Annotated in this window: 26 protein-coding genes; 11 read left to right on the forward strand and 15 right to left on the reverse strand. The window is 73.4% G+C overall.

Annotated elements, in window-relative coordinates; genetic code table 11:
- The first annotated feature begins 26 nt into the window (after positions 1-26).
- Positions 27-539 carry a hypothetical protein gene (locus OG553_RS10640; protein WP_405978734.1) on the forward strand — a complete coding sequence of 171 codons (513 nt, stop codon included), beginning with the start codon at positions 27-29 and terminating at the stop codon, positions 537-539.
- 13 nt (positions 540-552) lie between these two features.
- Here OG553_RS10640 and OG553_RS10645 read toward each other — a convergent pair whose 3' ends face one another.
- Complete coding sequence (locus OG553_RS10645) at positions 553-1,374, reverse strand: hypothetical protein (RefSeq protein WP_405978735.1); 822 nt, start codon at positions 1,372-1,374, stop codon at positions 553-555.
- A 178-nt stretch (positions 1,375-1,552) separates the two neighbouring features.
- On the opposite strand from OG553_RS10645, the gene OG553_RS10650 reads away from it, so the two are divergent.
- The 3 genes from OG553_RS10650 (at position 1,553) to OG553_RS10660 (ending at position 4,700) form a co-directional block, all read left to right on the forward strand.
- Positions 1,553-2,824 carry a magnesium transporter MgtE N-terminal domain-containing protein gene (locus tag OG553_RS10650; protein ID WP_405978736.1) on the forward strand — a complete coding sequence of 424 codons (1,272 nt, stop codon included), beginning with the start codon at positions 1,553-1,555 and terminating at the stop codon, positions 2,822-2,824.
- A 166-nt stretch (positions 2,825-2,990) separates the two neighbouring features.
- Positions 2,991-3,497: a DUF1003 domain-containing protein gene (locus tag OG553_RS10655; RefSeq protein WP_401244875.1), complete on the forward strand. Its 507-nt coding sequence runs from the start codon at positions 2,991-2,993 to the stop codon at positions 3,495-3,497.
- 87 nt (positions 3,498-3,584) lie between these two features.
- A complete protein-coding gene (locus tag OG553_RS10660; RefSeq protein ID WP_405983011.1) occupies positions 3,585-4,700 on the forward strand; it encodes an Mrp/NBP35 family ATP-binding protein in 1,116 nt (371 codons plus the stop codon).
- Positions 4,701-4,851: 151 nt separating this feature from the next.
- Here OG553_RS10660 and OG553_RS10665 read toward each other — a convergent pair whose 3' ends face one another.
- The 5 genes from OG553_RS10665 to sigE all read right to left on the reverse strand — a co-directional run bounded on the left by OG553_RS10665 (position 4,852) and on the right by sigE (position 9,223).
- Positions 4,852-5,589 (reverse strand): hypothetical protein, encoded by a 738-nt coding sequence (locus OG553_RS10665; RefSeq protein WP_405978737.1) that lies wholly within the window; start codon positions 5,587-5,589, stop codon positions 4,852-4,854.
- A 136-nt stretch (positions 5,590-5,725) separates the two neighbouring features.
- Positions 5,726-6,175, reverse strand: a complete 450-nt coding sequence (locus OG553_RS10670; RefSeq protein ID WP_405978738.1) for a sec-independent translocase — start codon at positions 6,173-6,175, stop codon at positions 5,726-5,728.
- A 193-nt stretch (positions 6,176-6,368) separates the two neighbouring features.
- Complete coding sequence (locus tag OG553_RS10675; RefSeq protein WP_405978739.1) at positions 6,369-7,679, reverse strand: trypsin-like peptidase domain-containing protein; 1,311 nt, start codon at positions 7,677-7,679, stop codon at positions 6,369-6,371.
- An 87-nt stretch (positions 7,680-7,766) separates the two neighbouring features.
- Positions 7,767-8,447, reverse strand: a complete 681-nt coding sequence (locus OG553_RS10680) for a zf-HC2 domain-containing protein (protein WP_405978740.1) — start codon at positions 8,445-8,447, stop codon at positions 7,767-7,769.
- Entirely contained in the window at positions 8,444-9,223 is a 780-nt protein-coding gene (gene sigE, locus OG553_RS10685; RefSeq protein ID WP_401244700.1) for an RNA polymerase sigma factor SigE, read from the reverse strand. The genes OG553_RS10680 and sigE overlap by 4 nt, the downstream gene beginning before the upstream one ends.
- Positions 9,224-9,390: 167 nt before the next feature.
- On the opposite strand from sigE, the gene OG553_RS10690 reads away from it, so the two are divergent.
- Complete coding sequence (locus tag OG553_RS10690) at positions 9,391-10,053, forward strand: O-methyltransferase (protein WP_125605621.1); 663 nt, start codon at positions 9,391-9,393, stop codon at positions 10,051-10,053.
- Positions 10,054-10,559: 506 nt separating this feature from the next.
- Here OG553_RS10690 and OG553_RS10695 read toward each other — a convergent pair.
- Positions 10,560-10,727: a DUF3117 domain-containing protein gene (locus OG553_RS10695; protein WP_003966491.1), complete on the reverse strand. Its 168-nt coding sequence runs from the start codon at positions 10,725-10,727 to the stop codon at positions 10,560-10,562.
- Positions 10,728-11,059: 332 nt separating this feature from the next.
- On the opposite strand from OG553_RS10695, the gene OG553_RS10700 reads away from it, so the two are divergent.
- The gene (locus tag OG553_RS10700; protein WP_405978741.1) at positions 11,060-11,863 is read left to right on the forward strand and encodes an enoyl-CoA hydratase/isomerase family protein; all 804 of its coding nucleotides are present in this window, start codon (positions 11,060-11,062) and stop codon (positions 11,861-11,863) included.
- Positions 11,864-11,867: 4 nt separating this feature from the next.
- On the opposite strand, the gene OG553_RS10705 is transcribed toward OG553_RS10700, so the two are convergent.
- Entirely contained in the window at positions 11,868-12,449 is a 582-nt protein-coding gene (locus tag OG553_RS10705; RefSeq protein WP_405978742.1) for a DNA-3-methyladenine glycosylase I, read from the reverse strand.
- The gene (locus tag OG553_RS10710) at positions 12,446-12,787 is read right to left on the reverse strand and encodes a DivIVA domain-containing protein (protein WP_405978743.1); all 342 of its coding nucleotides are present in this window, start codon (positions 12,785-12,787) and stop codon (positions 12,446-12,448) included. The genes OG553_RS10705 and OG553_RS10710 overlap by 4 nt, the downstream gene beginning before the upstream one ends.
- Before the next feature lie 83 nt (positions 12,788-12,870).
- On the opposite strand from OG553_RS10710, the gene folP reads away from it, so the two are divergent.
- Positions 12,871-13,731 carry a dihydropteroate synthase gene (gene folP / locus OG553_RS10715; protein WP_405978744.1) on the forward strand — a complete coding sequence of 287 codons (861 nt, stop codon included), beginning with the start codon at positions 12,871-12,873 and terminating at the stop codon, positions 13,729-13,731.
- A 59-nt stretch (positions 13,732-13,790) separates the two neighbouring features.
- Here the strand turns inward: folP and OG553_RS10720 are convergent, their stop codons facing one another.
- On the reverse strand, positions 13,791-14,546 hold the full coding sequence (locus OG553_RS10720; protein ID WP_405978745.1) for a TIGR00730 family Rossman fold protein: 756 nt from the start codon (positions 14,544-14,546) through the stop codon (positions 13,791-13,793).
- 64 nt (positions 14,547-14,610) lie between these two features.
- Positions 14,611-15,690: a succinyl-diaminopimelate desuccinylase gene (gene dapE / locus OG553_RS10725; protein ID WP_405978746.1), complete on the reverse strand. Its 1,080-nt coding sequence runs from the start codon at positions 15,688-15,690 to the stop codon at positions 14,611-14,613.
- 78 nt (positions 15,691-15,768) lie between these two features.
- On the opposite strand from dapE, the gene OG553_RS10730 reads away from it, so the two are divergent.
- Together OG553_RS10730 and OG553_RS10735 are read left to right on the forward strand one after the other, a co-directional pair.
- Complete coding sequence (locus tag OG553_RS10730; RefSeq protein WP_405978747.1) at positions 15,769-16,773, forward strand: hypothetical protein; 1,005 nt, start codon at positions 15,769-15,771, stop codon at positions 16,771-16,773.
- 285 nt (positions 16,774-17,058) lie between these two features.
- Positions 17,059-17,409 carry an ATP-binding protein gene (locus tag OG553_RS10735; RefSeq protein WP_405978748.1) on the forward strand — a complete coding sequence of 117 codons (351 nt, stop codon included), beginning with the start codon at positions 17,059-17,061 and terminating at the stop codon, positions 17,407-17,409.
- 84 nt (positions 17,410-17,493) lie between these two features.
- Here OG553_RS10735 and dapC read toward each other — a convergent pair whose 3' ends face one another.
- Together dapC and fdxA are read right to left on the reverse strand one after the other, a co-directional pair.
- Positions 17,494-18,588: a succinyldiaminopimelate transaminase gene (gene dapC / locus OG553_RS10740; protein ID WP_405978749.1), complete on the reverse strand. Its 1,095-nt coding sequence runs from the start codon at positions 18,586-18,588 to the stop codon at positions 17,494-17,496.
- Positions 18,589-18,693: 105 nt separating this feature from the next.
- Positions 18,694-19,026: a ferredoxin gene (gene fdxA, locus OG553_RS10745; RefSeq protein ID WP_007266339.1), complete on the reverse strand. Its 333-nt coding sequence runs from the start codon at positions 19,024-19,026 to the stop codon at positions 18,694-18,696.
- 116 nt (positions 19,027-19,142) lie between these two features.
- Here fdxA and OG553_RS10750 point away from each other — a divergent pair, with 116 nt between their 5' ends.
- Together OG553_RS10750 and OG553_RS10755 are read left to right on the forward strand one after the other, a co-directional pair.
- Entirely contained in the window at positions 19,143-20,126 is a 984-nt protein-coding gene (locus OG553_RS10750) for a GNAT family N-acetyltransferase (protein WP_405978750.1), read from the forward strand.
- Positions 20,123-20,908 carry a transglutaminase-like domain-containing protein gene (locus tag OG553_RS10755; RefSeq protein WP_405978751.1) on the forward strand — a complete coding sequence of 262 codons (786 nt, stop codon included), beginning with the start codon at positions 20,123-20,125 and terminating at the stop codon, positions 20,906-20,908. Before OG553_RS10750 ends, OG553_RS10755 begins: the two co-directional genes overlap by 4 nt.
- Positions 20,909-21,201: 293 nt before the next feature.
- On the opposite strand, the gene OG553_RS10760 is transcribed toward OG553_RS10755, so the two are convergent.
- Entirely contained in the window at positions 21,202-21,828 is a 627-nt protein-coding gene (locus tag OG553_RS10760; RefSeq protein ID WP_405978752.1) for a response regulator transcription factor, read from the reverse strand.
- Positions 21,825-22,988: a sensor histidine kinase gene (locus tag OG553_RS10765; protein ID WP_405978753.1), complete on the reverse strand. Its 1,164-nt coding sequence runs from the start codon at positions 22,986-22,988 to the stop codon at positions 21,825-21,827. Before OG553_RS10765 ends, OG553_RS10760 begins: the two co-directional genes overlap by 4 nt.

A 22,988-nucleotide genomic window follows, 5' to 3' on the forward strand; every position in this document is an offset into this window, starting at 1 on the left:
GGGAGCGCACCGCCTACGCTGTGCGCATGACTCTCAGCGCGCTCGACCTGGCCCTCGTCGAGGAGGCCTCCAAGAAGTCCGGCCTGATCTGGGTCCGCGGCACCGGTGCGGACCGGGCCCTGTGGCACGCCTGGGTGGACGGCGCCGCGCACGTGCTCGGCGACGGCCCCGGCGAGCAGCCGTTCCCCGGGCTGACCGACGGCGCCTCGGCCGAGGTGACCGTGCGCAGCAAGGACAAGGGCGGCCGGCTGGTGGCGTGGACGGCGGCCGTACGGGAACTCGTGCCCGGCAGCGAGTCCTGGGAGGCGGCCGTGGCCGAGCTGAAGGGCAAGCGGCTGAACGCGCCCGACTCGGAGCGGATGACGGAGCGCTGGGCCCGTGAGTGCCGGCTGCTGCGGCTGGAGCCGGTGGCGGTGGCGGACGGGCTGCCGACGGGTTCGCTGGCGGCGCGGCCGGTGGGTTCCCCGGCGGTCACCCGCAAGCCGATCCCGGCGGGTCTGCCGAAGCTGCTGCTGAAGCGGAAGAAGGCCAAGCAGTAGCGGTCGCCGCCGCTCAGCTCTTGGGGTCGGAGCCCTGGCCGCCCTGGCCGCTCTGCCCGGAGGACTTCGAGGGTGCCGGGGAGGCACCGGGGGTGGTGCCCTTGCCGTCCTTGGTGGTCGGCAGCTGGCTGCCGTAGTCGACGGTCTGGTCCTGCGCGGGCGCCTCCAGCGGGAAGGGCTTGCCCCACTCCGTCAGCTCGACGCGGCCGGCGCCGCCGGCGCGCTCCATCAGCAGCGGGTACGGGGTGCCCTCCAGGGACACCGACAGCTTGCCGCCCTTGCCCGCGTCGGCGGAGACGGGGACGGCGCGGGTGTTCGCGACGGTGGTGTAGGCGCCCTTGGTGAGCTTGCCCTGGAGGCCGAGCAGGCCGTCGAGCAGGACGTGCATGTCGGTGAACCCGCGGAACTGCTTGTAGGAGGGGTCGCCCTCGGGCACCTTCACGTACTTGTCGCCGAGCTTGCCCGCCGAGTCCGACTTGCCCCAGAAGGCGGCGCTGGCCTTCAGGTAGAGCTGTTCGCCGACGCGCAGCAGCTGGAAGGTGTCCTCGGCGGACTTGACCTCGCCGGAGCCGCCGTCGGACTTCAGCCGCATGTTCAGGGTGAAGGTCTTGCCGCCGGTGACGAGGGTGCCGGCCAGGTGGACGGAGTTCGCGGCGGTCGCCGCGGCCTTCGCCTGGCCCTCGATCTTGTCGGGGGCGAGCTTTCCGACGCCGTTCGTGCCCTTGTCGGGGTCCTTCTTCTCCGCGCAGCCCGTCCCGGCGACGGCGAGGCCCGCGCAGAGGGCACCGATGAAGGCGGCCCGGCGCAGCCGTACGGCGGGGGTGTGGGCGGTCACGGGCGTGTGCCTTCCGTCGGGGGTCTGCGGCAGCAGGCAGCGTACCCGTCCGGTGGCACCGCCCCGGCGGACCCCCGGACACGCCCCGGCCGGACGGCCCCACCAGGACGCCTTCCGCCGCCACGGGCTAGCCTGAGGCTCGGCACGACTGTTGATGGACGCTCTAGGAGGCGCACGGATGGCTGCAGGCGCCCCGCGGATCTTCGTCTCGCATCTGTCGGGTGTGCCCGTCTTCGACCCCAACGGCGACCAGGTCGGCCGCGTCCGCGACCTCGTGGCGATGCTGCGGGTGGGCGGCCGTCCGCCCCGGCTGCTGGGCCTGGTGGTCGAGGTCGTCAGCCGGCGGCGGATCTTCCTGCCGATGACGCGGGTGACGGGCGTGGAGTCCGGGCAGGTCATCACCACCGGTGTGGTCAACATGCGGCGCTTCGAGCAGCGGCCGACGGAGCGGCTGGTCCTGGGCGAGCTGCTGGACCGGCGGGTGCGCCTGGTGGACGGCGGCGAGGAGGTCACCGTCCTGGACGTGGCCATCCAGCAGCTGCCGGCCCGCCGGGACTGGGAGATCGACCGGATCTTCGTGCGCAAGGGCAAGGGCGGTGCGCTGCGCCGGCGCGGCGAGACGCTGACGGTGGAGTGGTCGGCGGTCACCGGCTTCTCCCTGGAGGAGGAGGGCCAGGGTGCCGAGAACCTGGTCGCGACCTTCGAGCAGATGCGCCCGGCGGACCTGGCGAACGTCCTGCACCACCTGACGCCGAAGCGGCGCGCCGAGGTGGCCAACGCCCTCGACGACGACCGGCTCGCGGACGTCCTGGAGGAACTGCCCGAGGACGACCAGGTGGAGATCCTCGGGAAGCTGAAGGAGGAGCGCGCGGCCGACGTCCTGGAGGCCATGGACCCCGACGACGCGGCCGACCTGCTCTCCGAGCTGCCGGAGGAGGAGAAGGAGCGGCTGCTGACGCTGATGCAGCCGGACGACGCGGCGGACGTGCGGCGCCTGCTGTCGTACGAGGAGAACACCGCGGGCGGCCTGATGACCACCGAGCCGATCGTGCTGCGCCCGGACGCCACCGTCGCGGACGCGCTGGCCCGCGTGCGCAAGTCGGACCTGTCGCCGGCGCTGGCCGCGCAGGTCTACGTGTGCCGGCCGCCGGACGAGACGCCGACGGGCAAGTACCTGGGGACGGTGCACTTCCAGCGGCTGCTGCGGGACCCCCCGTTCACCCTGGTCAGCTCCCTGGTGGACGCGGACCTGCCGCCGCTGCGCCCGGACGCCTCGCTGCCCGCGGTGACCAGCTACCTGGCCGCGTACAACATGGTCGCGGCGCCCGTCGTGGACGAGAGCGGCTCGCTGCTGGGGGCGGTCACCGTGGACGACGTACTGGACCACCTGCTGCCCGACGACTGGCGGGAGACGGACTTCCACTCCGAGGAGGCCCTGCGTGGGCACTGAGCGCGGGCGCGGCGATGCGGCGCGCGAGCGGCGCCGGGAGCGGCGCGAGCAGGCCCGGGAGGGGCTCTCGGAGCGCCTGGAGGAGGCTGCCGAGCGGCTCCGCAACGAGCGGACGGAACGTTCCTCCGAACGGGCGAGGAGCGCGGCCCCGGCGGGGGCGAGCGCGCTGACGCGGTCGCGCGTACGGCTGGACCAGCCGCGCCCGGACCGCCGCAAGCTGCTGCCCGAGTACGACCCGGAGGCCTTCGGGCGGCTGTCGGAGCGGGTGGCGCGGTTCCTCGGCACGGGCCGGTTCATCGTCTGGATGACCCTGGTCATCGTGGTGTGGGTGCTGTGGAACGTGTTCGCGCCCGACCCCCTGCGGTTCGACCAGTACCCGTTCATCTTCCTGACGCTGATGCTGTCGCTGCAGGCCTCGTACGCCGCCCCGCTGATCCTGCTCGCGCAGAACCGGCAGGACGACCGGGACCGGGTCACGCACGAGCAGGACCGCAAGCAGAACGAGCGCTCCATCGCGGACACCGAGTACCTGACCCGGGAGATCGCGGCGCTGCGGATGGGCCTGGGCGAGGTCGCCACCCGCGACTGGATCCGCTCGGAGTTCCAGGACCTGATCAAGGAGATGGACGAGCGGCGGCTATTCCCCGGTGAAAGTGACGAAGGCGACCGCTGATCGGCTTACCTGAGCCCTGCTACCGAGCCGTACCATCGGGGCATGGCTACCGAGACACCCTCCGCCGCCGTGCCGGAGCAGGACGCGATCCTGGACGCGCTGGCGACGGTCAACGACCCCGAGATCCACCGGCCGATCACCGAGCTCGGCATGGTCAAATCGGTGGAGATCGGCGAGGGCGGCGACGTCGCCGTCACGGTCTACCTCACGGTGTCGGGCTGCCCCATGCGCGAGACCATCACCAAGAACGTCACCGAGGCCGTCGAGAAGGTCGCGGGCGTCACCTCCGTCGCCGTGTCCCTGGACGTGATGAGCGACGAGCAGCGCAAGGAGCTGGCGGCCACCCTGCGCGGCGGCACCGCCGAGCGCGAGGTCCCGTTCGCCAAGCCGGGGTCGCTGACCCGCGTCTACGCGGTGGCGTCCGGAAAGGGCGGCGTCGGCAAGTCGTCCGTCACGGTGAACCTGGCGGCCGCGATGGCGGCCGACGGCCTGAAGGTCGGCGTGGTCGACGCGGACATCTACGGGCACAGCGTGCCGCGGATGCTCGGCGTGGACGGCAAGCCCACCCAGGTCGAGAACATGATCATGCCGCCGTCCGCGAACGGCGTGAAGGTCATCTCCATCGGCATGTTCACCCCGGGCAACGCCCCGGTGGTGTGGCGCGGCCCGATGCTGCACCGCGCCCTCCAGCAGTTCCTGGCGGACGTGTTCTGGGGCGACCTGGACGTGCTGCTGCTGGACCTGCCGCCGGGCACCGGTGACATCGCGATCTCGGTCGCGCAGCTGGTCCCGAACGCCGAGATCCTGGTCGTGACCACCCCGCAGCAGGCGGCCGCCGAGGTCGCGGAGCGGGCCGGTTCGATCGCGGTGCAGACGCACCAGAAGATCGTGGGCGTCGTCGAGAACATGTCGGGCCTGCCGTGCCCGCACTGCGACGAGATGGTGGACGTGTTCGGCTCGGGCGGTGGCCAGAAGGTCGCCGACGGCCTGACCAAGACGGTCGGCGCGACGGTCCCCGTGCTCGGCACCATCCCGATCGACGTCCGGCTGCGCGAGGGCGGCGACGACGGCAAGCCGGTCGTGCTGTCCGACCCGGACTCCCCCGCGGGCGCGGCCCTGCGCGCCATCGCCGGCAAGCTCGGCGGCCGCGCGCGCGGCCTCTCGGGCATGAGCCTGGGCATCACGCCGCGCAACAAGTTCTAGGAGAGGGTGCGGGCATTCGTTCCGCTGGGCTGGGGGTCCCCCCGGACGGAGTCTGGGGGAGGGTGGGCACACCGGCACACGCGCCCGCAGGGGCCGCGCAGCGTAAGGGCACCGCCGCCGGGCGGTGCCCTTTCCCGTACCCCGGCTACCCCTACTCGTACGCCGCGAGGTCGATGGCCGAGAAGCCCAGCCCGTACGCGCTCATCCCCCGTCCGTACGCCCCCAGGTGCACCCCGCTCCCGGTGGAGCCGGCCAGTACCCAGCCGAACTCCGACTCCCGGTAGTGGAACGGCGTCGGCTCGCCGTCCACCGGCAGCGACAGCGTCGACCAGTCCGCCCCCGCCAGGTCGTCGGCGAGTTCCCAGGCGGCCTCGGTCTGCTGGTCGAGCCAGTCGGCGCGCCGGGTGTGGTCCATCTGCGGCGGCCAGCTGTAGGACAGCAGCCCCGAGCCGGCCAGCCAGGCAGCCGAGGAGACCGAGTTGGCCTCCAGGACTCCGGTGCCGTCGCCGCTGCGGCGCGGGGGGTTGCCGGCGACGGTGATCACCACCGCGAAGCGGTCCTTCTCACCGGTGGCGATCTCGCCCCGGGCGGACGGCTCGTCGCCGTGGCCGGTGGAGCCGTGCTCCACGCTGCCGTCGGCTCCGGTGCCGACCTGCATGAGCCAGCGGGGGCCGGTGAAGGCCCCGTCCAGGCCGTACCAGGGGAACTCGGCGTTCAGGTAGCCCGCCGCCCCCCGGCGGGCCTTCGGGACCGGCGCGGCGGCTTCCGGGGATTGGCCCGCGGCGGCCTGGCCGCCGGTATGTTCCGGGGGCTCGGTCTGCGCGGGCGGTGCGTCTTCGGGGGCCTCGGCGGGCTGTGCGCCCACCCGGCTGCTGCTCGTCGTCTCCATGGGCGGCCTCTCGTTCCGTGGGGTCCGGAACGGCCCTCCCCCTCGCCTGTCAGAGGGGACCCCCCTCCGCGGGCGGCCTGGGTCCGGACAGATGGAGGATAGCCATCCGGTCCCGGATCGACGGGCAGGCTGCGGATCAGGTGGCGTCGGCGTCGAAGGGGGTGCGGGGCTCCTGGGCCGGTGCGGCGGGCTTCTTCAGCAGGTCCTGGCCGGTCCCGGCGGTGGGCGTGGCGGACGGCGCCGAGGCGGCCGCGTCGGCGTCGGTCTCGCGGCCGTTCACCGCGTCCGTGACCTCGTTCAGCTCCTTGCGGAGGTCGAAGCTGCTGCGCAGCTCCTGGAGGTCGTCGTTCTCGGAGAGCTGCTTGCGGATGAACGTCTTCGGGTTCAGGTCCTCGAACTCGAAGTCCTTGAACTCGGGTCCCAGTTCGGAGCGGATGTCCTGCTTGGCACTGTCCGAGAACGCGCGGATCTTCCGGATGAACCCGGAGACGTCCTGGATCACCTTCGGCAGCTTGTCCGGGCCGAAGACGAGGATGGCGAGCACCACGATGGTCACCAGCTCGAGTGCGCCTATGTCGTTGAACACCTTGCCGCTCCTCGGCTCTCTCCACATCCGGCCCGGTCAACGGTACCCGGCGTTCCTTGCGCTCCCCTACGCCGGTACGCGACCGTTCACGGATTCACCCGGGCGTCATCCCGTGTTCGTGTCGCGGACCGGCCGACCGGAAGCGGTTCCCGGGCCGCCGGGGGGCCGCTGAGGAGCCGCTCGGGGAGACCGCTCAGGAGCCGCTCGCCGAGCCGAGGACCACGTCCAGGGTGCGTTCCTTGCCGTCGCGCAGCACGGTCAGGCCGAGGCGGTCGCCGGGCCGGTGGGCCCTGATCTTGATGATCAGCTCGTCGCCGCCGTGCACGCGTACGCCGTCCACCTTGGTGATCACGTCACCGGGCCGCATCCCGGCGCGGGCGCCGGGGCCGTCGGCGACCACGGAGGGCTTGCCGTCCTCGCCCTTGGCGTCGACCCGGGCTCCGTCGCCCTTGTACTCCATGTCCAGGGTGACGCCGATGACGGGGTGGGTGGCGCGGCCGGTGCGGATGAGTTCCTCGGCGACGCGCTTGCCCTGGTTGACGGGGATGGCGAAGCCTAGGCCGATGCTGCCGCTCTGGCGGGTGGGATCGTCGCCGTCCTCGCCCTTGTCGGCGCCGCGGATGGCGCTGTTGATGCCGATCACGTGGGCGCGGGAGTCGAGGAGGGGGCCGCCGGAGTTGCCGGGATTGATGGGGGCGTCGGTCTGGAGGGCGTCGACGTAGCTGATGTCGCTGCCGTCGCGCTTGCCACCGCCGGCGGTGATGGGGCGGCCGGTGGCGCTGATGATGCCCGAGGTGACGGTGTTGGAGAGGTCGAAGGGGGCGCCGATGGCCACCACCGGATCGCCGACGCGGACGTTCTCGGAGTTGCCGAGGGCCAGCGGGCGCAGGCCCCGGACCCCGTTGACCTTCACCACGGCCAGGTCGTAGCCGCCGTCGCGGCCGACCGGCTCGGCGGCCACGCTCTCGCCGGTGCTGAAGGTGACCGTGATGTCGCGGGCGTCGGCGACCACGTGGTTGTTGGTCAGGATGTGGCCCTGCTCGTCCAGCACGAAGCCGGTTCCGGTGCCGCTGCCGCCGCCCCCGCTGACGTGCAGGGTGACCACGCCCGGCAGCGCGGTGGCGGCGATGCCGGCCACGCTGTCGGGGGCCCGGCCCTTGTTGTCGGCGGCGGCCTGCGGGAGCTCCAGACGGGTGCTGGTGCGCCGCTCGGAGAGGATGCCGAGGTAGCCGCCGACGCAGCCCGCGAGGAGCGCGATGACGGCGCCGACGACCGCCAGCTGCCACAGGGCGGGCCCACCGCGCGGCGCCCTGCCCTGGTCGACGACCTGGAGCGGGCCGGCGGCCCAGGGGTCGTAGCGGGGGCCGGAGCCGGCGGCCGGGTCCGGGGCGGTGGCGGGCTCGTCCGGCGTCCGGTCGGCGTCCGCTCGCGGGCCCGGTTCCGGAACGGCGGCGGGCCGGCTCCACCACGTCGGAGCCGGACCGTTCTGCTGGCTGTCGGACATGGGCGCTCCCCCGCGGGCCTGGCGCACCGCGGGGCGGCGCGTGTGCCGCAGATTCAACCAGGTACCCGGACCCGTCGGGGGCCCGGGTCAGCGGGAGAGGGAAACCGGCTGCGCCGTGGCCGGGGCCGAGGAGGCCGCCGTGGGCAGTTGCCCCACCGGGACCGGGCGGGTCGTCACGCCGGGGGTCGGGACCCGGTCGCGCACGAAGGCGTCGGTCAGCGGCACCGCGGGTCCGGGCCTGGTCGCGGGCGCCTCGCCGCGGGCGTTCGGCTCGATCGCGTCCAGCGGCAGCGAGCCGCCGAGCGCGATCGCCGCCAGCGACACGGCCCCCGCCGCCACGAAGGCGAAGCGGCGTCTGGGACGGCCCACCTCGTGGATGCGGAAACCCTCGCGCGGGGCGGCCGGGGCGGAGTACCCGAACGAGGAGAACGGGTCGACGCCCGGGGCCGGGGGCGCGAGCGGAGCCCCCGGTCCGCCGCCCATCCCGCCCATGGAACCCGGACCGGCGGGCCCGGCAGGCCCGTCCGGGCCCGCTCCCGGCAGCCCCTGGAGCCGGGCCAGCAGCCCGGCGGACAGCGGCGGCGGGGCGCTCTCCACGAACATGGTCTTCAGCCGGCGCTGCGCGTCGGCCTCGGCCTTGCACTTGGCGCAGGTCGCCAGGTGCGCCAGCACCCGCTCGCGCGCGTCGTGCTTCAACTCCCCGTCCACCAGGGCGGCGAGCCGGTCGCCCAGGTGCTGTTCGGCGGGGGAGGGACTGGCTCCGCTCACTCGGCTCCGCCCTCTCCCCCGGCGCCCGGCGCGCCCACCGCCACGCCCGCCAGCGCGCGCTGCTCTGCGCGGGCCTCGGGAGAGCGGTGCTTGAGCGCCTTGCGCAGGTGCGAGCGGCCCCGGTGGATGCGGCTGCGGACGGTGCCGAGCTTCACGCCGAGCGTGGCGGCGATCTCCTCGTAGGACAGGCCCTCGATGTCGCAGAGCACCACGGCGGCGCGGAACTCGGGCGCGAGGGTGTCCAGGGCCTGCTGCACGTCGGCGTCGAAGTGCGTGTCGTGCAGGACCTGCTGGGGGGACGGCTCACGGCTCGGGAGCCGCTCGGCGGCGTCGTCGCCGAGGGCGTCGAAGCGGATCCGCTGCTTGCGGCGCACCATGTCCAGGAAGAGGTTCGTGGTGATGCGGTGCAGCCAGCCCTCGAAGGTGCCCGGCGTGTAGGTGGACAGCGAGCGGAAGACGCGGACGAAGACCTCCTGCGTCAGGTCCTCGGCGTCGTGCTGGTTGCCCGTCAGGCGGTAGGCGAGGCGGTAGACCCGCGCACTGTGCGTGCTGACGATCTCCTCCCATGAGGGAGGGGTCCACGCCTGGGAGCCCGCGTCAGCGGCAAAGGTCGCGGTGGTCGCGGTGTGGGCGGAGTGGAAGCGGTCAGCAGTGTAGGTCACGGATTTCGGCTCACCCGCCGACCAGAAGAGACGTCTGAGGACGCCTCCACGATCCACAGGCGCAGCCGCACCTCCCCTGTCGGCTCTGGTGGTGTCCAGTGGAGCCCCTACCATAGCCACCCCTCCCGTCAGCTCTGGATAAGCATTTTTGCAGTAACTTTGCACGGGCCTCGGGGTCCGGACCGCCGATCTGCCCGCAGCCGTCCCCTCTATCCCGCCTCTCACCCTCCCAACGCCCGGTCCCATCTGCGGGTTCCCGACGTCAGCGGATACAGTCACCGTTGCGCCAACTATGGGGACAGGAGAGGGTCATTAGCGGCAACCGGCAGACGAGCTGGGCGTTCGCCGACGCGTTTGTCGCCGAGGACGACGCCCTGCGATGGGCCCGAGACCGGTCCAGGGAAGCGGGCCTGCGGTCCGTGTCCCCCGGCACCGGGGCCGCGCTGCGCCTGCTCGCCGCCACCGCGGACGCCAAGGCCGTCGCCGAGATCGGCACCGGGACCGGCGTCTCGGGGATCCACCTGCTGCACGGGATGCGGCCGGACGGGGTCCTGACGACGGTGGACCCCGAACCCGACCGGCAGGCCTTCGCCCGCCAGGCCTTCCGCGCGGCCGGCTTCGCGGGGAACCGCGCGCGGTTCATTCCGGGCCGGGCGCTGGACGTGCTGCCGCGGCTCGCCGACGGCGGGTACGACCTGGTCTTCTGCGACGGCGACCCGGCCGAGTCCCTCGACTACCTCGCGGAATCGTTGCGGCTGCTGAGGCCCGGGGGGCTGGTGTGCTTCGAGGGGGTCTTCGCGGACGGGCGGACGGTCGACTCCGCGGCGCAGCCGGTGGAGGTGATCCGGGTGCGGGAGCTGCTGCGCAGCGTGCGGGAGAGTCCGGCGCTCGAAGCCGCGCTGCTTCCGGTGGGCGACGGGCTGCTCTGCGCGGTCCGGCGGTAGCCCTGCCGGGCGGTGCGCGGGTTCCGCTGCGCGGGGCCGTCCCCCACCCGCCCTTCGCCCGTTCCCCGGGCTGCGCCCGGACCCCTCCTGGGGGCTCCGCCCCCAGACCCTCCCCCAGCTACCGCTGGGAGGTGCCCCCAGCGCCTCAAACGCCGGCGGGGCTACAGATAGCCCCGCCGGCGTTTGAGGCGACGGGCGCGCAGCGCCCGTACCGGGGTCAGGGGCAACGCCCCTGGGAACGGTGGAAGTGGGGGTCCCCCCGGACGGAGTCTGGGGGAGGGTAGGGGACCTCGCCCCGCGCATCGGCCCACCACCCGCACCAGGCCCACCGGCCCCAGCCACCCGAACCGGCCCCGCCCGGCGGACCGACGGACGGAGTCCGGCGCAGCGGCGCGAAGCCGGTAGGGCCGCCCGCGGCCGCACCGCGCGAGCGGTGCAGTGAGAAGGAAAAACCCCGCCCCCACCGCGGGGCGGCAGGGGCGGGGCAAAGATCTAGTGGCCGAGGCTCAGCCGACGACCTTCTTCAGGGCGTCACCCAGGGCGTCCGCCTCGTCCGGCGTCAGCTCGACAACGAGCCGACCGCCGCCTTCGAGCGGTACGCGCATGACGATGCCTCGCCCCTCCTTGGTGACCTCGAGCGGGCCGTCGCCCGTCCGCGGCTTCATGGCCGCCATGCTCGTTCCCCTTCCTGAAACCAGCTCATCGTCAGCCGACGGCCCCGTTCAGGCGCCTAGTACCCGGCATCGAACACATTGCTTCCCAGCCATTATCCCGCATGTCAGGACCCGATGACCAACATCGGAAGGGAACGCTTGCGCAACGCGCTCGGCCAAAACCACTCATTTCGGGGATCGGCCTGCGATACTTCGCCGTCGCCCCCGGGGGTGGGGCTCCGCTTTGTTTGACGCACATCACATGCCCGCCCCCGGTCCCGTCCGCCATGCTGGCCCTTGCACCGGCCGGTACCGGCCGGTAGCCAAGCCCGCGACGAAGGGGGACCCCCGCCATGGCAGACAGCGTGCTCTACGAAGTGACCGACGGACTCGCGACCGTCACGATCAACCGGCCCGACGCGATGAACGCCATGAACACGGAGGCCAAGGTCGCCCTGCGCGACGCCGTCCGGGCGGCGGCCGAGGACACCGCCGTACGGGCGGTCCTGCTCACCGCCGCCGGGGACCGGGCCTTCTGCGTGGGCCAGGACCTCAAGGAGCACATCGGCAACCTCGCCGCGGACCGCGAGAGCGGCTCGACGCTCACGATGAGCACGGTCTCCGAGCACTACAACCCGATCGTGCGGGCCCTGACGGAGATGCCCAAGCCCGTCGTGGCCGCGGTCAACGGCGTCGCCGCCGGGGCCGGCTTCGGGTTCGCGCTCGCGGCGGACTTCCGCGTCGTCTCCGAGACCGCGTCCTTCAACACCTCCTTCGCCGGGGTCGCGCTGACCGCCGACTCCGGGGTGTCCTGGACCCTGCCGCGGCTGATCGGCGCCTCCCGGGCCTCCGACCTGCTGCTGTTCCCCCGTTCCGTCAAGGCGCGGGAGGCGTACGAGCTGGGCATCGTGAACCGGCTGGTGCCCGCGGAGTCGCTGCGCGAGGAGGCCGAGAAGGTGGCCCGCACCCTCGCCTCCGGCCCGACGGTGGCCTACGCGGCGATCAAGGAGTCCCTGGCGTACGGGGCCTCGCACACCCTGTCCGAGGCCCTGGAGCGCGAGGACGTCCTCCAGACCCGCGCCGGGGCCTCCGAGGACCACTCCATCGCCGTGCAGGCCTTCCTCGCGAAGCAGCCGCCCCGGTACCTGGGCCGCTGACGCCTCACCCCTCGCGGGAGACGCATCCCGCGAGGTGGTCGTTGACCAGGCCGCACGCCTGCATCAGGGCGTAGGCCGTGGTCGGCCCGACGAAGCGGATGCCCGCCTTCTTCAGGGCCTTGGCCAGGGCCGTGGACTCCGGGGTCACCGCCGGCACGTCGGCGGTGCTCCTCGGGGCCCGGCCGGGCTCCTGCGGGGCGTGGGACCAGATCAGCTCGTCCAGCTCCCCCGCCCCCCAGCCGGCCAGTACCTTCGCGTTGGCGAGGGTGGCCTCGATCTTGGCCCGGTTGCGGATGATCCCCTCGTCGCCCATCAGCCGTTCGGCGTCGGCCGGGCCGAACTCCGCGACCGCCGCGATCTCGAAGTCCGCGAAGGCCTTCCGGAAGCCCTCGCGGCGGCGCAGGATCGTGATCCAGGACAGCCCGGACTGGAAGGCCTCCAGGCAGAGCCGCTCGTACAGGGCGTCGTCGCCGTGGACGGGCTTGCCCCATTCGGTGTCGTGGTAGGTGACGTAGTCCTCCGTGGACAGCCCCCAGGGGCAGCGCAGGCCGCCGTCCGGGCCCGCCAGCAGTCCCGCGCCGCTCACCGCCCGTCCTCGTCCTTCGTGAGGTCGACCCGGTCCGCCGGGGCCGTCTGGGGGGCTCGCGCGGCCGTCAGTTCCGCGATCCGGGCGTCCCGCTCGGCCAGCTCGGCCGCGAGCCGGTCCAGTACGTCGTCCACCTCGGCCATCCGGTAGCCGCGCGGCGCGACCGGCAGCCGCAGCGCGTCGATGTCCGCCCGTACGACCGGCCGGCTCTCCGGGAGCGCGTCGGCCACCCGGTCCGGCTCGGCCTCGGGCAGCACGGCTTCGCTGCCGCCGCCGACCACCGCGAGGGTGACCGCGGCCACGACCACGACCAGCGCGATCAGCAAGAACCAGAACACGATCAACTCCCCTGAGAGACTCCTGCCCCTCAGGTTAAGGTCGCAGACGAGGCGCGAGGGTCGCCGAAGGAGGAAAGAGCAGGATGCTGCGACTGGGCAGGCGCGAGTTCGACACCCACGAGCCGGTGATCATGGCCATCGTGAACCGCACCCCGGACTCCTTCTACGACCAGGGCGCGACCTTCCGCGACGAGCCGGCCCTCGACCGGGTCGAGCAGGCCGTGGCCGAGGGCGCGGCGATCATCGACATCGGCGGGGTGAAGGCGGGCCCCGGTGAGCACGTGGACGCGGCGGAGGAGGCCCGGCGCACGGTCGGCTTCGTGGCGGAGGTGCGCCGCCGCCACCCGGACGTGGTGATCAGCGTGGACACCTGGCGGCACGAGGTCGGCGAGGCGGTCTGCGAGGCCGGGGCCGACGTGCTGAACGACGCGTGGGGCGGGGTGGACCCGAAGCTGGCGGAGGTCGCCGCGCGCCACGGCGCGGGCATCGTCTGCACCCACGCGGGCGGGGTCGAGCCGCGCACGCGGCCGCACCGGACCTCGTACGAGGACGTGATGGACGACATCCTGCGCGTCACGGTCGGCCTCGCGGAGCGGGCGGCGGCCCTCGGGGTGCCCCGGGAGTCGATCATGATCGATCCGGGCCACGACTTCGGGAAGAACACCCGGCATTCGCTGGAAGCCACCCGGCGGCTCGCGGAGATGACCGAAACCGGTTGGCCGGTACTGGTGTCGCTGTCCAACAAGGACTTCGTCGGCGAGACCCTCGACAAGCCCGTCAAGGAGCGCCTGCTGGGCACCCTGGCGACCACGGCCGTCTCGGCCTGGCTCGGCGCGCAGGTCTACCGCGTCCACGAGGTCGCGGAGACGAAGCAGATCCTCGACATGGTCCGCTCGATCCAGGGGCACCGGCCGCCGGCGGTGGCCCGCCGCGGGCTGGCCTAGGCGGTACCGGAGGGGCGGCCGCGCCGCCGCCTCCGGGCGGGCGGCGCGGCCGGCCTCCGCTACTTGCCGACTTCCTTCGTCACCAGGGCGATCGCCTCGTCCACGTCGTCCGTGACGTGGAAGAGGTACAGGTCCTTCTCCGAGGCCTTGCCCTGGGCGATGACCGTGTTGCGCAGCCAGTCGATCAGGCCGCTCCAGTACTCCGTGCCGAAGAGCACGATGGGGAACCTGGTGATCTTCTGCGTCTGGACCAGGGTCAGCGCCTCGAACATCTCGTCCAGGGTGCCGAGTCCGCCCGGCAGGACCACGAAGCCCTGGCTGTACTTCACGAACATCGTCTTGCGGACGAAGAAGTACCGGAAGTTCAGCCCGAGGTCTACGTGCTGGTTGAGCCCCTGTTCGAAGGGGAGCTCGATGCCCAGGCCTACGGAGATGCCGTTCGCCTCGCGGGCGCCCTTGTTGGCCGCCTCCATCGCGCCGGGGCCGCCGCCGGTGATCACCGCGAAGCCGGCCTCGACGAGCGCGCTGCCGATCCGTACGCCCGCCTCGTACTCGGGCGAGTCCACCGGCGTGCGGGCCGAGCCGAACACGCTGATCGCGGGCGGCAGCTCCGCCAGGGTGCCGAAGCCCTCGATGAACTCCGACTGGATGCGCAGGACCCGCCAGGGATCGGTGTGCACCCACTCGGAGGGCCCGGCCGAGTCCAGCAGCCGCTGGTCCGTCGTACTGCCCGCCTGCACCTGGCTCCGCCTGCGCAGCACCGGCCCGAGCTGCTGCTCCTCGGGCCGACGGCGCGAGCCTTCGGGGTTGCCCATGATGTGCTCCCTCCTGCTGATCGTTGGATCAGGTTAGGCGCACGAAGGTGGCCGGAAGGGGAATTTACGAGGTCAGCCAGGCGCGGAGTCGTTCCTCGCAGTGCAGGATGGCCTTCGTCTCGACCCGCTCGTCGACCTTGTGGGCCAGCAGGGCGTCACCCGGACCGTAGTTGACGGCCGGGACGCCGAGCGCGCTGAAGCGGGAGACGTCCGTCCAGCCGAACTTGGGCATCGGGCGGCCGCCGACGGCCTCCATGAAGGCCGCCGCGGCCGGGTGGGAGAGGCCGGGCAGGGCGCCGCCGGAGGAGTCGTCGACCACGAACTCGGCGATGTCGCAGTCCGCGAAGACCTCCCGGACGTGGGCCAGGGCGTCGGCCTCGCTGCGGTCGGGGGCGTAGCGGAAGTTCACGGTGACCGTGCAGGCGTCCGGGATGACGTTGTTGGCGACGCCGCCCTCGACGCGGACCGCGTTGAGGCCCTCGTGGTACTCCAGGCCGTCGATGACCGGCTTGCGGGGCTCGTACGCGGCCAGCTTCGCCAGGATCGGGCTCGCGGCGTGGATGGCGTTGGAGCCCATCCAGCTGCGCGCGGAGTGGGCGCGCTCGCCCTTGGTGCGCAGGAGCACGCGCAGGGTGCCCTGGCAGCCGCCCTCGACCTCGGCGTTGGAGGGTTCCAGCAGGACGGCGAAGTCACCGGCCAGCCAGTCGGGGTGGGCGTCGGCGACCTTGCCGAGGCCGTTGAGGTCGGCGGCCACCTCCTCCTGGTCGTAGAAGACGAAGGTGAGGTCGCGGTTGGGTTCGGGGACGGTCGCCGCGATCCTCAGCTGTACGGCGACCCCGGACTTCATGTCCGTCGTGCCGCAGCCCCACAGGACGTCGTTCTCGTCCAGGCGGGACGGGACGTTGTCGGCGATCGGCACGGTGTCGAGGTGGCCGGCCAGGACGACGCGCTCGGCCCGGCCGAGGTCGGTGCGGGCGACGACGTTGTTGCCGAGGCGGTCGACGGTGAGGTGCGGGAGGGCGCGCAGCGCGGCTTCCACCAGGTCGGCGAGCACCTTCTCGTCGCCGCTCACGGAGGGGATGTCGACGAGCCGGGCGGTCAGCTCGGCAGCGTCCAGGGTGAGGTCCAGCTCGGATTCGGACATGGAACTGACCCTAACGCCCCGGGATGGGCGGGAAGCGGGAGCGTCCGGCCGGTGGACGGTTAATCGGCCTCAAGTACGGTGGGCCGCGTGTCCGAGACCGATCGCTCCCGCCCCCGCCGCCGCCGGCCGTTCCGCAAGGCCGTCGGCCTGGTCGTCCTGCTCGGGGTGATCGGGTACTTCGTCGTCCAGCGGGAATCCGACAACGGCCCTTCCTACTGCACGGCTTCGGCGACCGGCGCGGCGGGCTCCGCGGGTGCGGGGACCGTCCAGACGTACGAGATGACCCACGAGCAGGCATCGAACGCGGCGACGATAGCCGCCGTCGGGATCTCCAAGGGGCTGCCGGACCGGGCGGTGACCATCGCGCTGGCGACGGCGATGCAGGAGTCGTCGCTGCGCAACCTGGACCACGGGGACCGGGATTCGCTGGGGCTGTTCCAGCAGCGGCCCTCGCAGGGCTGGGGCACCCCGGAGCAGATCATGGACCCCGTCTACTCGGCGGGGATCTTCTACGACCGGCTCGCGGAGATCAAGGGCTACACGCGGCTGCCGCTGACGGTGGCCGCGCAGAAGGTGCAGCTCAGCGGCTTCCCGCAGGCGTACGCGAAGCACGAGCCGGACGCGACGGTCCTGACGGCCGCCTTCGGCGAGAACGGCACGCCGGCCTCGCTGGTCTGCTCCGGCCCGGCGCCGTCGGCGGGTGATCCGGAGAAGGTGCGGGCGGAGCTGGCGCGGGACTTCGGGGCGCCGGCGCGGGAGGCGCTGGGCGCGGGCCGGGCGGGTGCTCCGGCGGGGCGGTCGGCGGCGGGCGGTGCCGTGCCGGAGGCGGAGGTCGCGCTGCGGCTCAAGGAGGGCGGCGGGCCGGCGGAGGCGCGGCGCGGGCGGGCGATGGCCCATTGGGCGGTGGCCCGGTCGAAGGAGCTGGGGATCGCGCGGGTGTCGTACGACGGTTCCTCGTGGGTGGCCGGGCGGGACGGCGGCGCGTGGCAGGGCAAGGGCGGCGGCCGCAAGGGCGGCGGGGACCCGCACGACGCGGCTCCGGGCGAGGTGCGGATCTTCATGGCCCGCGCCACCACCCGCTGACCACCCGCTGACCACCCGCGCACGCCCCCGGCGTGCGGGTGGCCCGGCGTGCTGCCTCGGCGGCACGGTCACGCGTACGCCCCGTCACCCGGGAGGGGTGTCCACGCGTTCGGGCCGTACACCCGGAAGACGGAAAGAACCGCAGGTCGGGGCGGGTCCGGTGCTCTTGTCACGGAAGCCGATTAAACGATGCGTTACTGATCCTTTACCCAGCGGGTCCGCAACTCCCCCCACCCCGGGAGCGGTTGTACACGACGTACTCAGCCGCTACCGCTTAGGAGCATCATGACCCTCCCCCTGACCCGTCGGATCGCCCGCGCCGCGCTTCTCCTCGCAGCCGGTACCGCTCCCGTGGTCGGTGCGGCAGGCGCCGCCAGCGCGGCCGACGCCGTGGGCCTGGAGTCCCTGCCGAAGCTGAACACGCTCACCGCCCCGGACGCCGGAGCGGCCACCGACACCGCGCACACCGCCACCGAGGCCCTCCCGGCCGCCGCCCCCGTCGCCGCTCCCGCCACCGACGCCGTCGGCGGCCTCGGCGGCGCCACCCAGACGCTGGGCGGCCTGCCGGTCGCCGGGCAGGCCCTGGGCGGTGGCCTTCCCGGCGGCGGCCTGCCGGGCGGCCTGCCGCTGGGCTGACCCCCGCCGGACGCGCGAACGCCCGAGGGGGCCGGGAGCTGATGCTCCCGGCCCCCTCGGCGCGTTTCCGGCGGGCGGCCGCGGTCAGCCGAGGCGCTTGACCGCGGCGGCGACCCGCTCGTCGGTGGCGGTGAAGGCCACGCGGACGAAGTTCGCGCCGGCCTCGCCGTAGAAGTCGCCCGGCGCCACCAGGATGCCGAGGGACGCGAGGTGCGCGACGGTGTCCCAGCAGGGCTCGTCGCGGGTCACCCACAGGTACAGGCTGGCCTCGCTGTGCTCGACGCGGAACCCGTGCCCCTCCAGGGCGGTGCGCAGCGCCTCGCGGCGGGCGGCGTAGCGCCCGCGCTGCTCCTCGACGTGGGCGTCGTCGCCGAGGGCCGCGACCGTGGCGGCCTGCACCGGGGCGGGGGTCATCATGCCGCCGTGCTTGCGGATCTCCAGCAGCTCGCCGAGGACGTTCTCGTCGCCGGCGATGAACGCGGCCCGGTAGCCGGCCAGGTTGGAGCGCTTGGACAGCGAGTGGACGGCGACGAGGCCCTCGTACGAGCCGCCGCACACGTCGTCGTGGAGGACGGAGACGGGCTCGGCCTCCCAGCCCAGCTCCAGGTAGCACTCGTCGCTGAAGACGAGGATGCCGTGCTCGCGCGCCCAGGCGACGATCCGGACCAGCTCTTCCTTCGGGATGACCTTCCCGGTGGGGTTGGACGGGGAGTTGAGCCACAGCAGCTTCACGCCCGCCGGGTCCAGGTCCGTCGGGTCGTCGTAGACGACGGCCTCGGCGCCGCACAGCCGCGCGCCGACCTCGTACGTCGGGTACGCGAGGCGCGGGTAGGCGACCTTGTCCCCGGCGCCCAGGCCCAGCTGGGTCGGCAGCCAGGCCACCAGCTCCTTGGAGCCGACGACCGGGAGGACGTTGCGGTGTCCGGCGGCGCTCGCGCCGAGGCGGCCGCGCACCCAGCCGGTGATGGCGTCGCGCAGGGCGGGGGTGCCCCACACGGTGGGGTAGCCCGGGGAGTCGGCGGCGGCGACCAGGGCGTCCTGGATCAGCTGCGGCACCGGGTCGACGGGCGTGCCGACGGACAGGTCGACGATGCCGTCCTCGTGGGCAGCCGCCGTCTTCTTGTACGGCTCCAGCTTGTCCCAGGGGAACGTGGGAAGACGGTCGGAAACTGCGGCCACGGTGCTCTGCTCTCTCTCAGGGGCTGGACGGGTGCGGGAAAACGGCTCGGTCCCGCGCGGCGGGCGTGCCGTACGGGACCGAGAAGCGCGTCTGCCGTGGAACGGTCAGTGCTCGCCGGCGTTGATGTCGGCGGGCAGCGCGGCGACGAAGGGGTGGTCGCGCTCGATCAGGCCGAGCTTGGAGGCACCACCGGGCGAACCGAGCTCGTCGAAGAACTCGACGTTCGCCTTGTAGTAGTCCTTCCACTCCTCCGGAGTGTCGTCCTCGTAGAAGATGGCCTCGACGGGGCAGACCGGCTCACAGGCGCCGCAGTCGACGCACTCGTCCGGGTGGATGTACAAGGACCGCTGGCCCTCGTAGATGCAGTCGACGGGGCACTCTTCGATACAGGCCTTGTCCTTGACGTCGACACAAGGCTCCGCGATGACGTAGGTCACGCTCTCGTTCCTCCTCGGTAGGGCTGTCCATTCGCGCGGGAGCGCGGCGTCGTCGATGCCCGCACCTAGTATCTCCGTTCCCGGGCACGATCCGAACAGGAGGGGCGGACAGAGCTGTGGAAATCACTGCCGGTGGGCTGCTGGAGATCCGTATTACCCCGGCTGACGTGGGTAAACGAGTCTCTGTACGACGGGTGGAGGACGGCGGGAGCGGTGCTCCGGCGTTCGCGGACGCGGTCGGGGTTCTCACATCCTGGACCGGGGGTGTGCTGACGATCACACGCAAGGACGGCGTGTCCGTCCACATCCCGGAATCGTCGCTGGTGGCGGGCAAGATCGTGCCCCCCGCGCCGGCCCGGCGCAGGGGTCCCGCGACCTCCTTCGAGGAGCTGGCGCGGGTCACGGCGCGGGCCTGGCCGCCGCTGGAGAGCGAGCCGCTCGGCGAGTGGACGCTGCGGGCCGCCGCCGGGTTCACCCGGCGCGCCAACTCCGTGCTCCCGCTCGGCGACCCCGGCATACCCCTGGACGAAGCACTCGCGCGGGTGACCTCCTGGTACGCGGAGCGCGACCTTCCGGCGTACGTGCAGGCCGCGACCGGCGCCGCCGGGACGCAGGAGCTGCTCTGCGCCGAGCTGGAGCGGCGCGGCTGGGCCAACGAGGTCTCGGCGGAGGTCCGCGTCGGGGGCCTGGCCCCGGTGGGCGACCTGGACGCGGACGCGGCGGCGGTACGCCTGACCCGCGAACCGGACGAGCGGTGGCTCGCCCGCTACGGCAGGGTCCGGGAACCGGAGCTCGCCCGGCGGATGCTGGTGGCGGGCCCGTCGGTGTGGTTCGCCTCCCTGGACGACGGCCGGGCGATCGGGCGCTGCGTGGTCGACGGCCGCTGGGCCGGGTTCGCGGCCGTGACCGTCGCCCCGGAGGACCGGCGGCGGGGGCTGGCGACGGCGGTGATGACGGCGCTGGCCCGGCGGGCGCTGGAGGAGGGCGCGTCGGCGGCGTGGCTCCAGGTGGAGACGGACAACCCGGCGGCGCGGGCCCTGTACGACGGGATGGGCTTCGCCACGCACCACTCCTACCACCACTTCCGGGCGGTGCGGTGAACACGCGCGAGCTGTTCGCGGCGGAGGCCCGCGCGGAGCGGCCCGACCTGGCCCGGCTGTGCCTGCTGCTGGCCGCGGAGGCGGATCCGGAGCTGGACGAACGGGCCATGGACCGGGCCGAGATCGAGCTGGACCGGCTCGCGGGGATGCTGCCGTACGGGCTGCGGGACGCGAGGTCGTGGGCGACGGCGGTGACGGAGCTGCTGGGCGGCCGGCTCGGCTTCCACGGCACCCCCAAGGACTACGACCGGCTGTCGTCCTCCCTGCTGCACGAGGTGCTGCTGCGCCGGCGGGGCCTGCCGATCCTCCTCTCGGTGGTGTGGCTGGAGGTGGCCCGGCGGGCCGGTGCGCCGGTGTACGGGCTGGCGCTGCCGGGGCACTTCGTGGTGGGCTTCGGGGACCCGGAGGACTCGGTGGTGGTGGACCCCTTCGCGGGCGGCGCCTCGCTGGGCGCGGGCCCGGCGGAGCTGGCGGCCGCCCCCAAGACACCGGCGCGCACCCTGGACATCGTGCTGCGGATCCTGAACAACATCCGCGTCTGGGCCTCCGCCCGGCCGGAGCACTCGGCGGTCGCCCTGTGGTCCCTGGACCTGGCCCTGCTGCTGCCCTCCCACCCGGCGGCCCTGCGGTACGAGCGGGCGCGGCTCCTGGTGGAACGGGGTGCCTTCCGGGAGGGCGCGGCCGAACTGGAGGGCTACGCGGAGGTCATGGACGCGGTGGACAAGGACGAGGCGGCGCGCATCCGCGGCGAGGCCGTCGCTGCTCGCGCCCTCCTGAACTAGCCGCCGGGTCCCCGGAGGGCCGCTGCGCGGTGCCGAGGCCCCCGCCCCGCCCTTCGCCCGTTCCCCGGGGCTGCGCCCCGGACCCCCGCGCCTCAAACTCCCCCAGCTACCGCTGGGAGGTGCCCCCAGGCGGGGCTGGATTTGCCGCTGCGCGGCAACTTCCAGCCCGCGCGGCGTTTGAGCGCACCGGGCGCGGAGCGTCCGGTACCGGGGTCAGGGGCGGAGCCCCTGGGAACGGGCGAAGGGCGGGTAGGGGACCTCGCCCCGCGCAGCGGCAACGCCACCGGCACCGGCTACAGCCAGCCCTTTTCGCGGGCCACGCGGACCGCTTCGGCTCGGTTGCGGGACGCGAGTTTCTGGATGGCCGTCGAGAGGTAGTTGCGGACCGTGCCCTGGGAGAGGCAGAGGCGCGCCGCCAGTTCGGCGTTGGTCGCGCCGAACTCCGCCGCCCGCAGGACCTCGCGTTCGCGGTCCGTGAGGGGGTTCGCGCCCTCCGCCAGGGCCGCCGCCGCGAGGGTGGGGTCGATGACCCGCTCCCCCGCCAGGACCTTGCGGACCGCGTCGGCGAGCTGGGCGGCCGGGGCGTCCTTGACCAGGAAGGCCGAGGCGCCCGCCTCCATCGCGCCGCGGAGGTAGCCGGGGCGGCCGAAGGTGGTCAGGACGACGATCTTGAGGGCGGGCAGGGCGGCCCGCAGCTGCGCGGCCGCCTCGATGCCCGTCATGCCCGGCATCTCGATGTCGAGGAGGGCCACGTTCACGTCGTGGGAGCGGGCCGCCGCGAGCACCTCGTCGCCGCGGGCGACCTGGGCCAGGACCTCGATGTCCGGCTCCAGGCCGAGGAGGGCCGCCAGGGCCTCCCGGACCATCGACTGGTCCTCGGCGAGGAGGATCCGGATGGGGGCGGCGCCAACTTCGCTCATGACCCGGATCCTAGGGGAACCCGCGCCACCAGGCGGAAGCCGGTCTTGCCCGCAGGTCCGGCCGACAGGCTGCCGCCGACCGCCTCCAGACGCTCCGTCAGGCCGGTCAGGCCGTTGCCGGGGACGGCGGCGCCCCCGGCGCCGTCGTCGGTCACGGACAGTTCGACGACCGGGCCCGCGAGGGTCTGGCGGGTGGCCAGGGTGACCGTGCAGCGCCGGGCCCCGCTGTGCCGGACCACGTTCGTCACGGCCTCGCGCAGCGACCACGCCAGCGCGGATTCCCTCTCTTCCGGGAGCGCGTCGTCCTCGAACTCGGCCGGCAGGTCGCCGGCCACGCCCGCCGCGGCCAGCGCCGTGCGCGCGCCCGCGAGTTCGCCGGGCAGCGTCGGCCGCCGGTAGCCGCTGACGGCCTCCCGTACGTCCACCAGCGCCTGCCGGCTGACCCGTTCGATGTCGGCCACCTGCTGGGCGGCCCGCTCGGGGTGCTCGGGCAGCATCCGGCCCGCCAGCTCGCTCTTGAGGGTGATCAGCGACAGCGAGTGGCCCAGCAGGTCGTGCAGGTCGCGGGCCATCCGCAGGCGCTCCTCGTTGGCCGCGAGCTCGGCCACAGTGGCCCGCGCCTGGCGCAGCTCAATCGTGGTCCGGATCATCGCCCGGACCCCGACCATCGCGAAGCCGCCCATCAACGCGGGGATCAGCAGCCCGGCCAGGTACTCGGTACCGCCCGGGACCGCGAAGGCCACGGCCGTCAGCAGCGCGGTCGCGCCCGGGACGGTCCAGCGGGACACCTCACCCGGCAGGGCGGCGCCGGAGGAGATGGACACGTACACGAAGAGCACCAGCCACTCGCGGCCCAGGGTCAGCGAGAGCACGGTGGCCTGCGCGGCCAGCACCGCCAGGGAGACCAGCACCCGCGGCACCGGCATCATCCTGACGGTGCGGAAGACCAGCACCAGGTACCAGCAGGTGAAGGCCAGCAGGCCCAGGCCGCCGAGCAGCCGGGCGCCGGTGCTGTGCCCGCCGCTGACCAGGTCGGTGACGGGGGCGCTGAGGTAGAAGAGCCAGATGCCGATCCACAGGCTCTTGACCACCTTGTGGGTGGTGCTCTCCGGTCCCCGGCCGATGCGGTGCAGACCGTCGGCTTCCTGCGTCAGCGCCAC

Source organism: Streptomyces sp. NBC_00158, assembly GCF_045160885.1.
In the GTDB taxonomy this organism is placed as follows: Bacteria; Actinomycetota; Actinomycetes; order Streptomycetales; family Streptomycetaceae; genus Streptomyces.

What these genes read in the sequence shown, in the direction of transcription:
- OG553_RS10640 (WP_405978734.1), top strand. Translation starts at nt 27, where the DNA reads ATGACTCTCAGCGCGCTCGACCTGGCCCTCGTCGAGGAGGCCTCCAAG.
- OG553_RS10650 (WP_405978736.1), top strand. Translation starts at nt 1,553, where the DNA reads ATGGCTGCAGGCGCCCCGCGGATCTTCGTCTCGCATCTGTCGGGTGTG.
- OG553_RS10665 (WP_405978737.1), bottom strand. Translation starts at nt 5,589, where the DNA reads ATGGAGACGACGAGCAGCAGCCGGGTGGGCGCACAGCCCGCCGAGGCC.
- OG553_RS10675 (WP_405978739.1), bottom strand. Translation starts at nt 7,679, where the DNA reads ATGTCCGACAGCCAGCAGAACGGTCCGGCTCCGACGTGGTGGAGCCGG.
- sigE (WP_401244700.1), bottom strand. Translation starts at nt 9,223, where the DNA reads ATGGTAGGGGCTCCACTGGACACCACCAGAGCCGACAGGGGAGGTGCG.
- OG553_RS10695 (WP_003966491.1), bottom strand. Translation starts at nt 10,727, where the DNA reads ATGGCGGCCATGAAGCCGCGGACGGGCGACGGCCCGCTCGAGGTCACC.
- OG553_RS10700 (WP_405978741.1), top strand. Translation starts at nt 11,060, where the DNA reads ATGGCAGACAGCGTGCTCTACGAAGTGACCGACGGACTCGCGACCGTC.
- folP (WP_405978744.1), top strand. Translation starts at nt 12,871, where the DNA reads ATGCTGCGACTGGGCAGGCGCGAGTTCGACACCCACGAGCCGGTGATC.
- OG553_RS10720 (WP_405978745.1), bottom strand. Translation starts at nt 14,546, where the DNA reads ATGGGCAACCCCGAAGGCTCGCGCCGTCGGCCCGAGGAGCAGCAGCTC.
- dapE (WP_405978746.1), bottom strand. Translation starts at nt 15,690, where the DNA reads ATGTCCGAATCCGAGCTGGACCTCACCCTGGACGCTGCCGAGCTGACC.
- OG553_RS10735 (WP_405978748.1), top strand. Translation starts at nt 17,059, where the DNA reads ATGACCCTCCCCCTGACCCGTCGGATCGCCCGCGCCGCGCTTCTCCTC.
- OG553_RS10760 (WP_405978752.1), bottom strand. Translation starts at nt 21,828, where the DNA reads ATGAGCGAAGTTGGCGCCGCCCCCATCCGGATCCTCCTCGCCGAGGAC.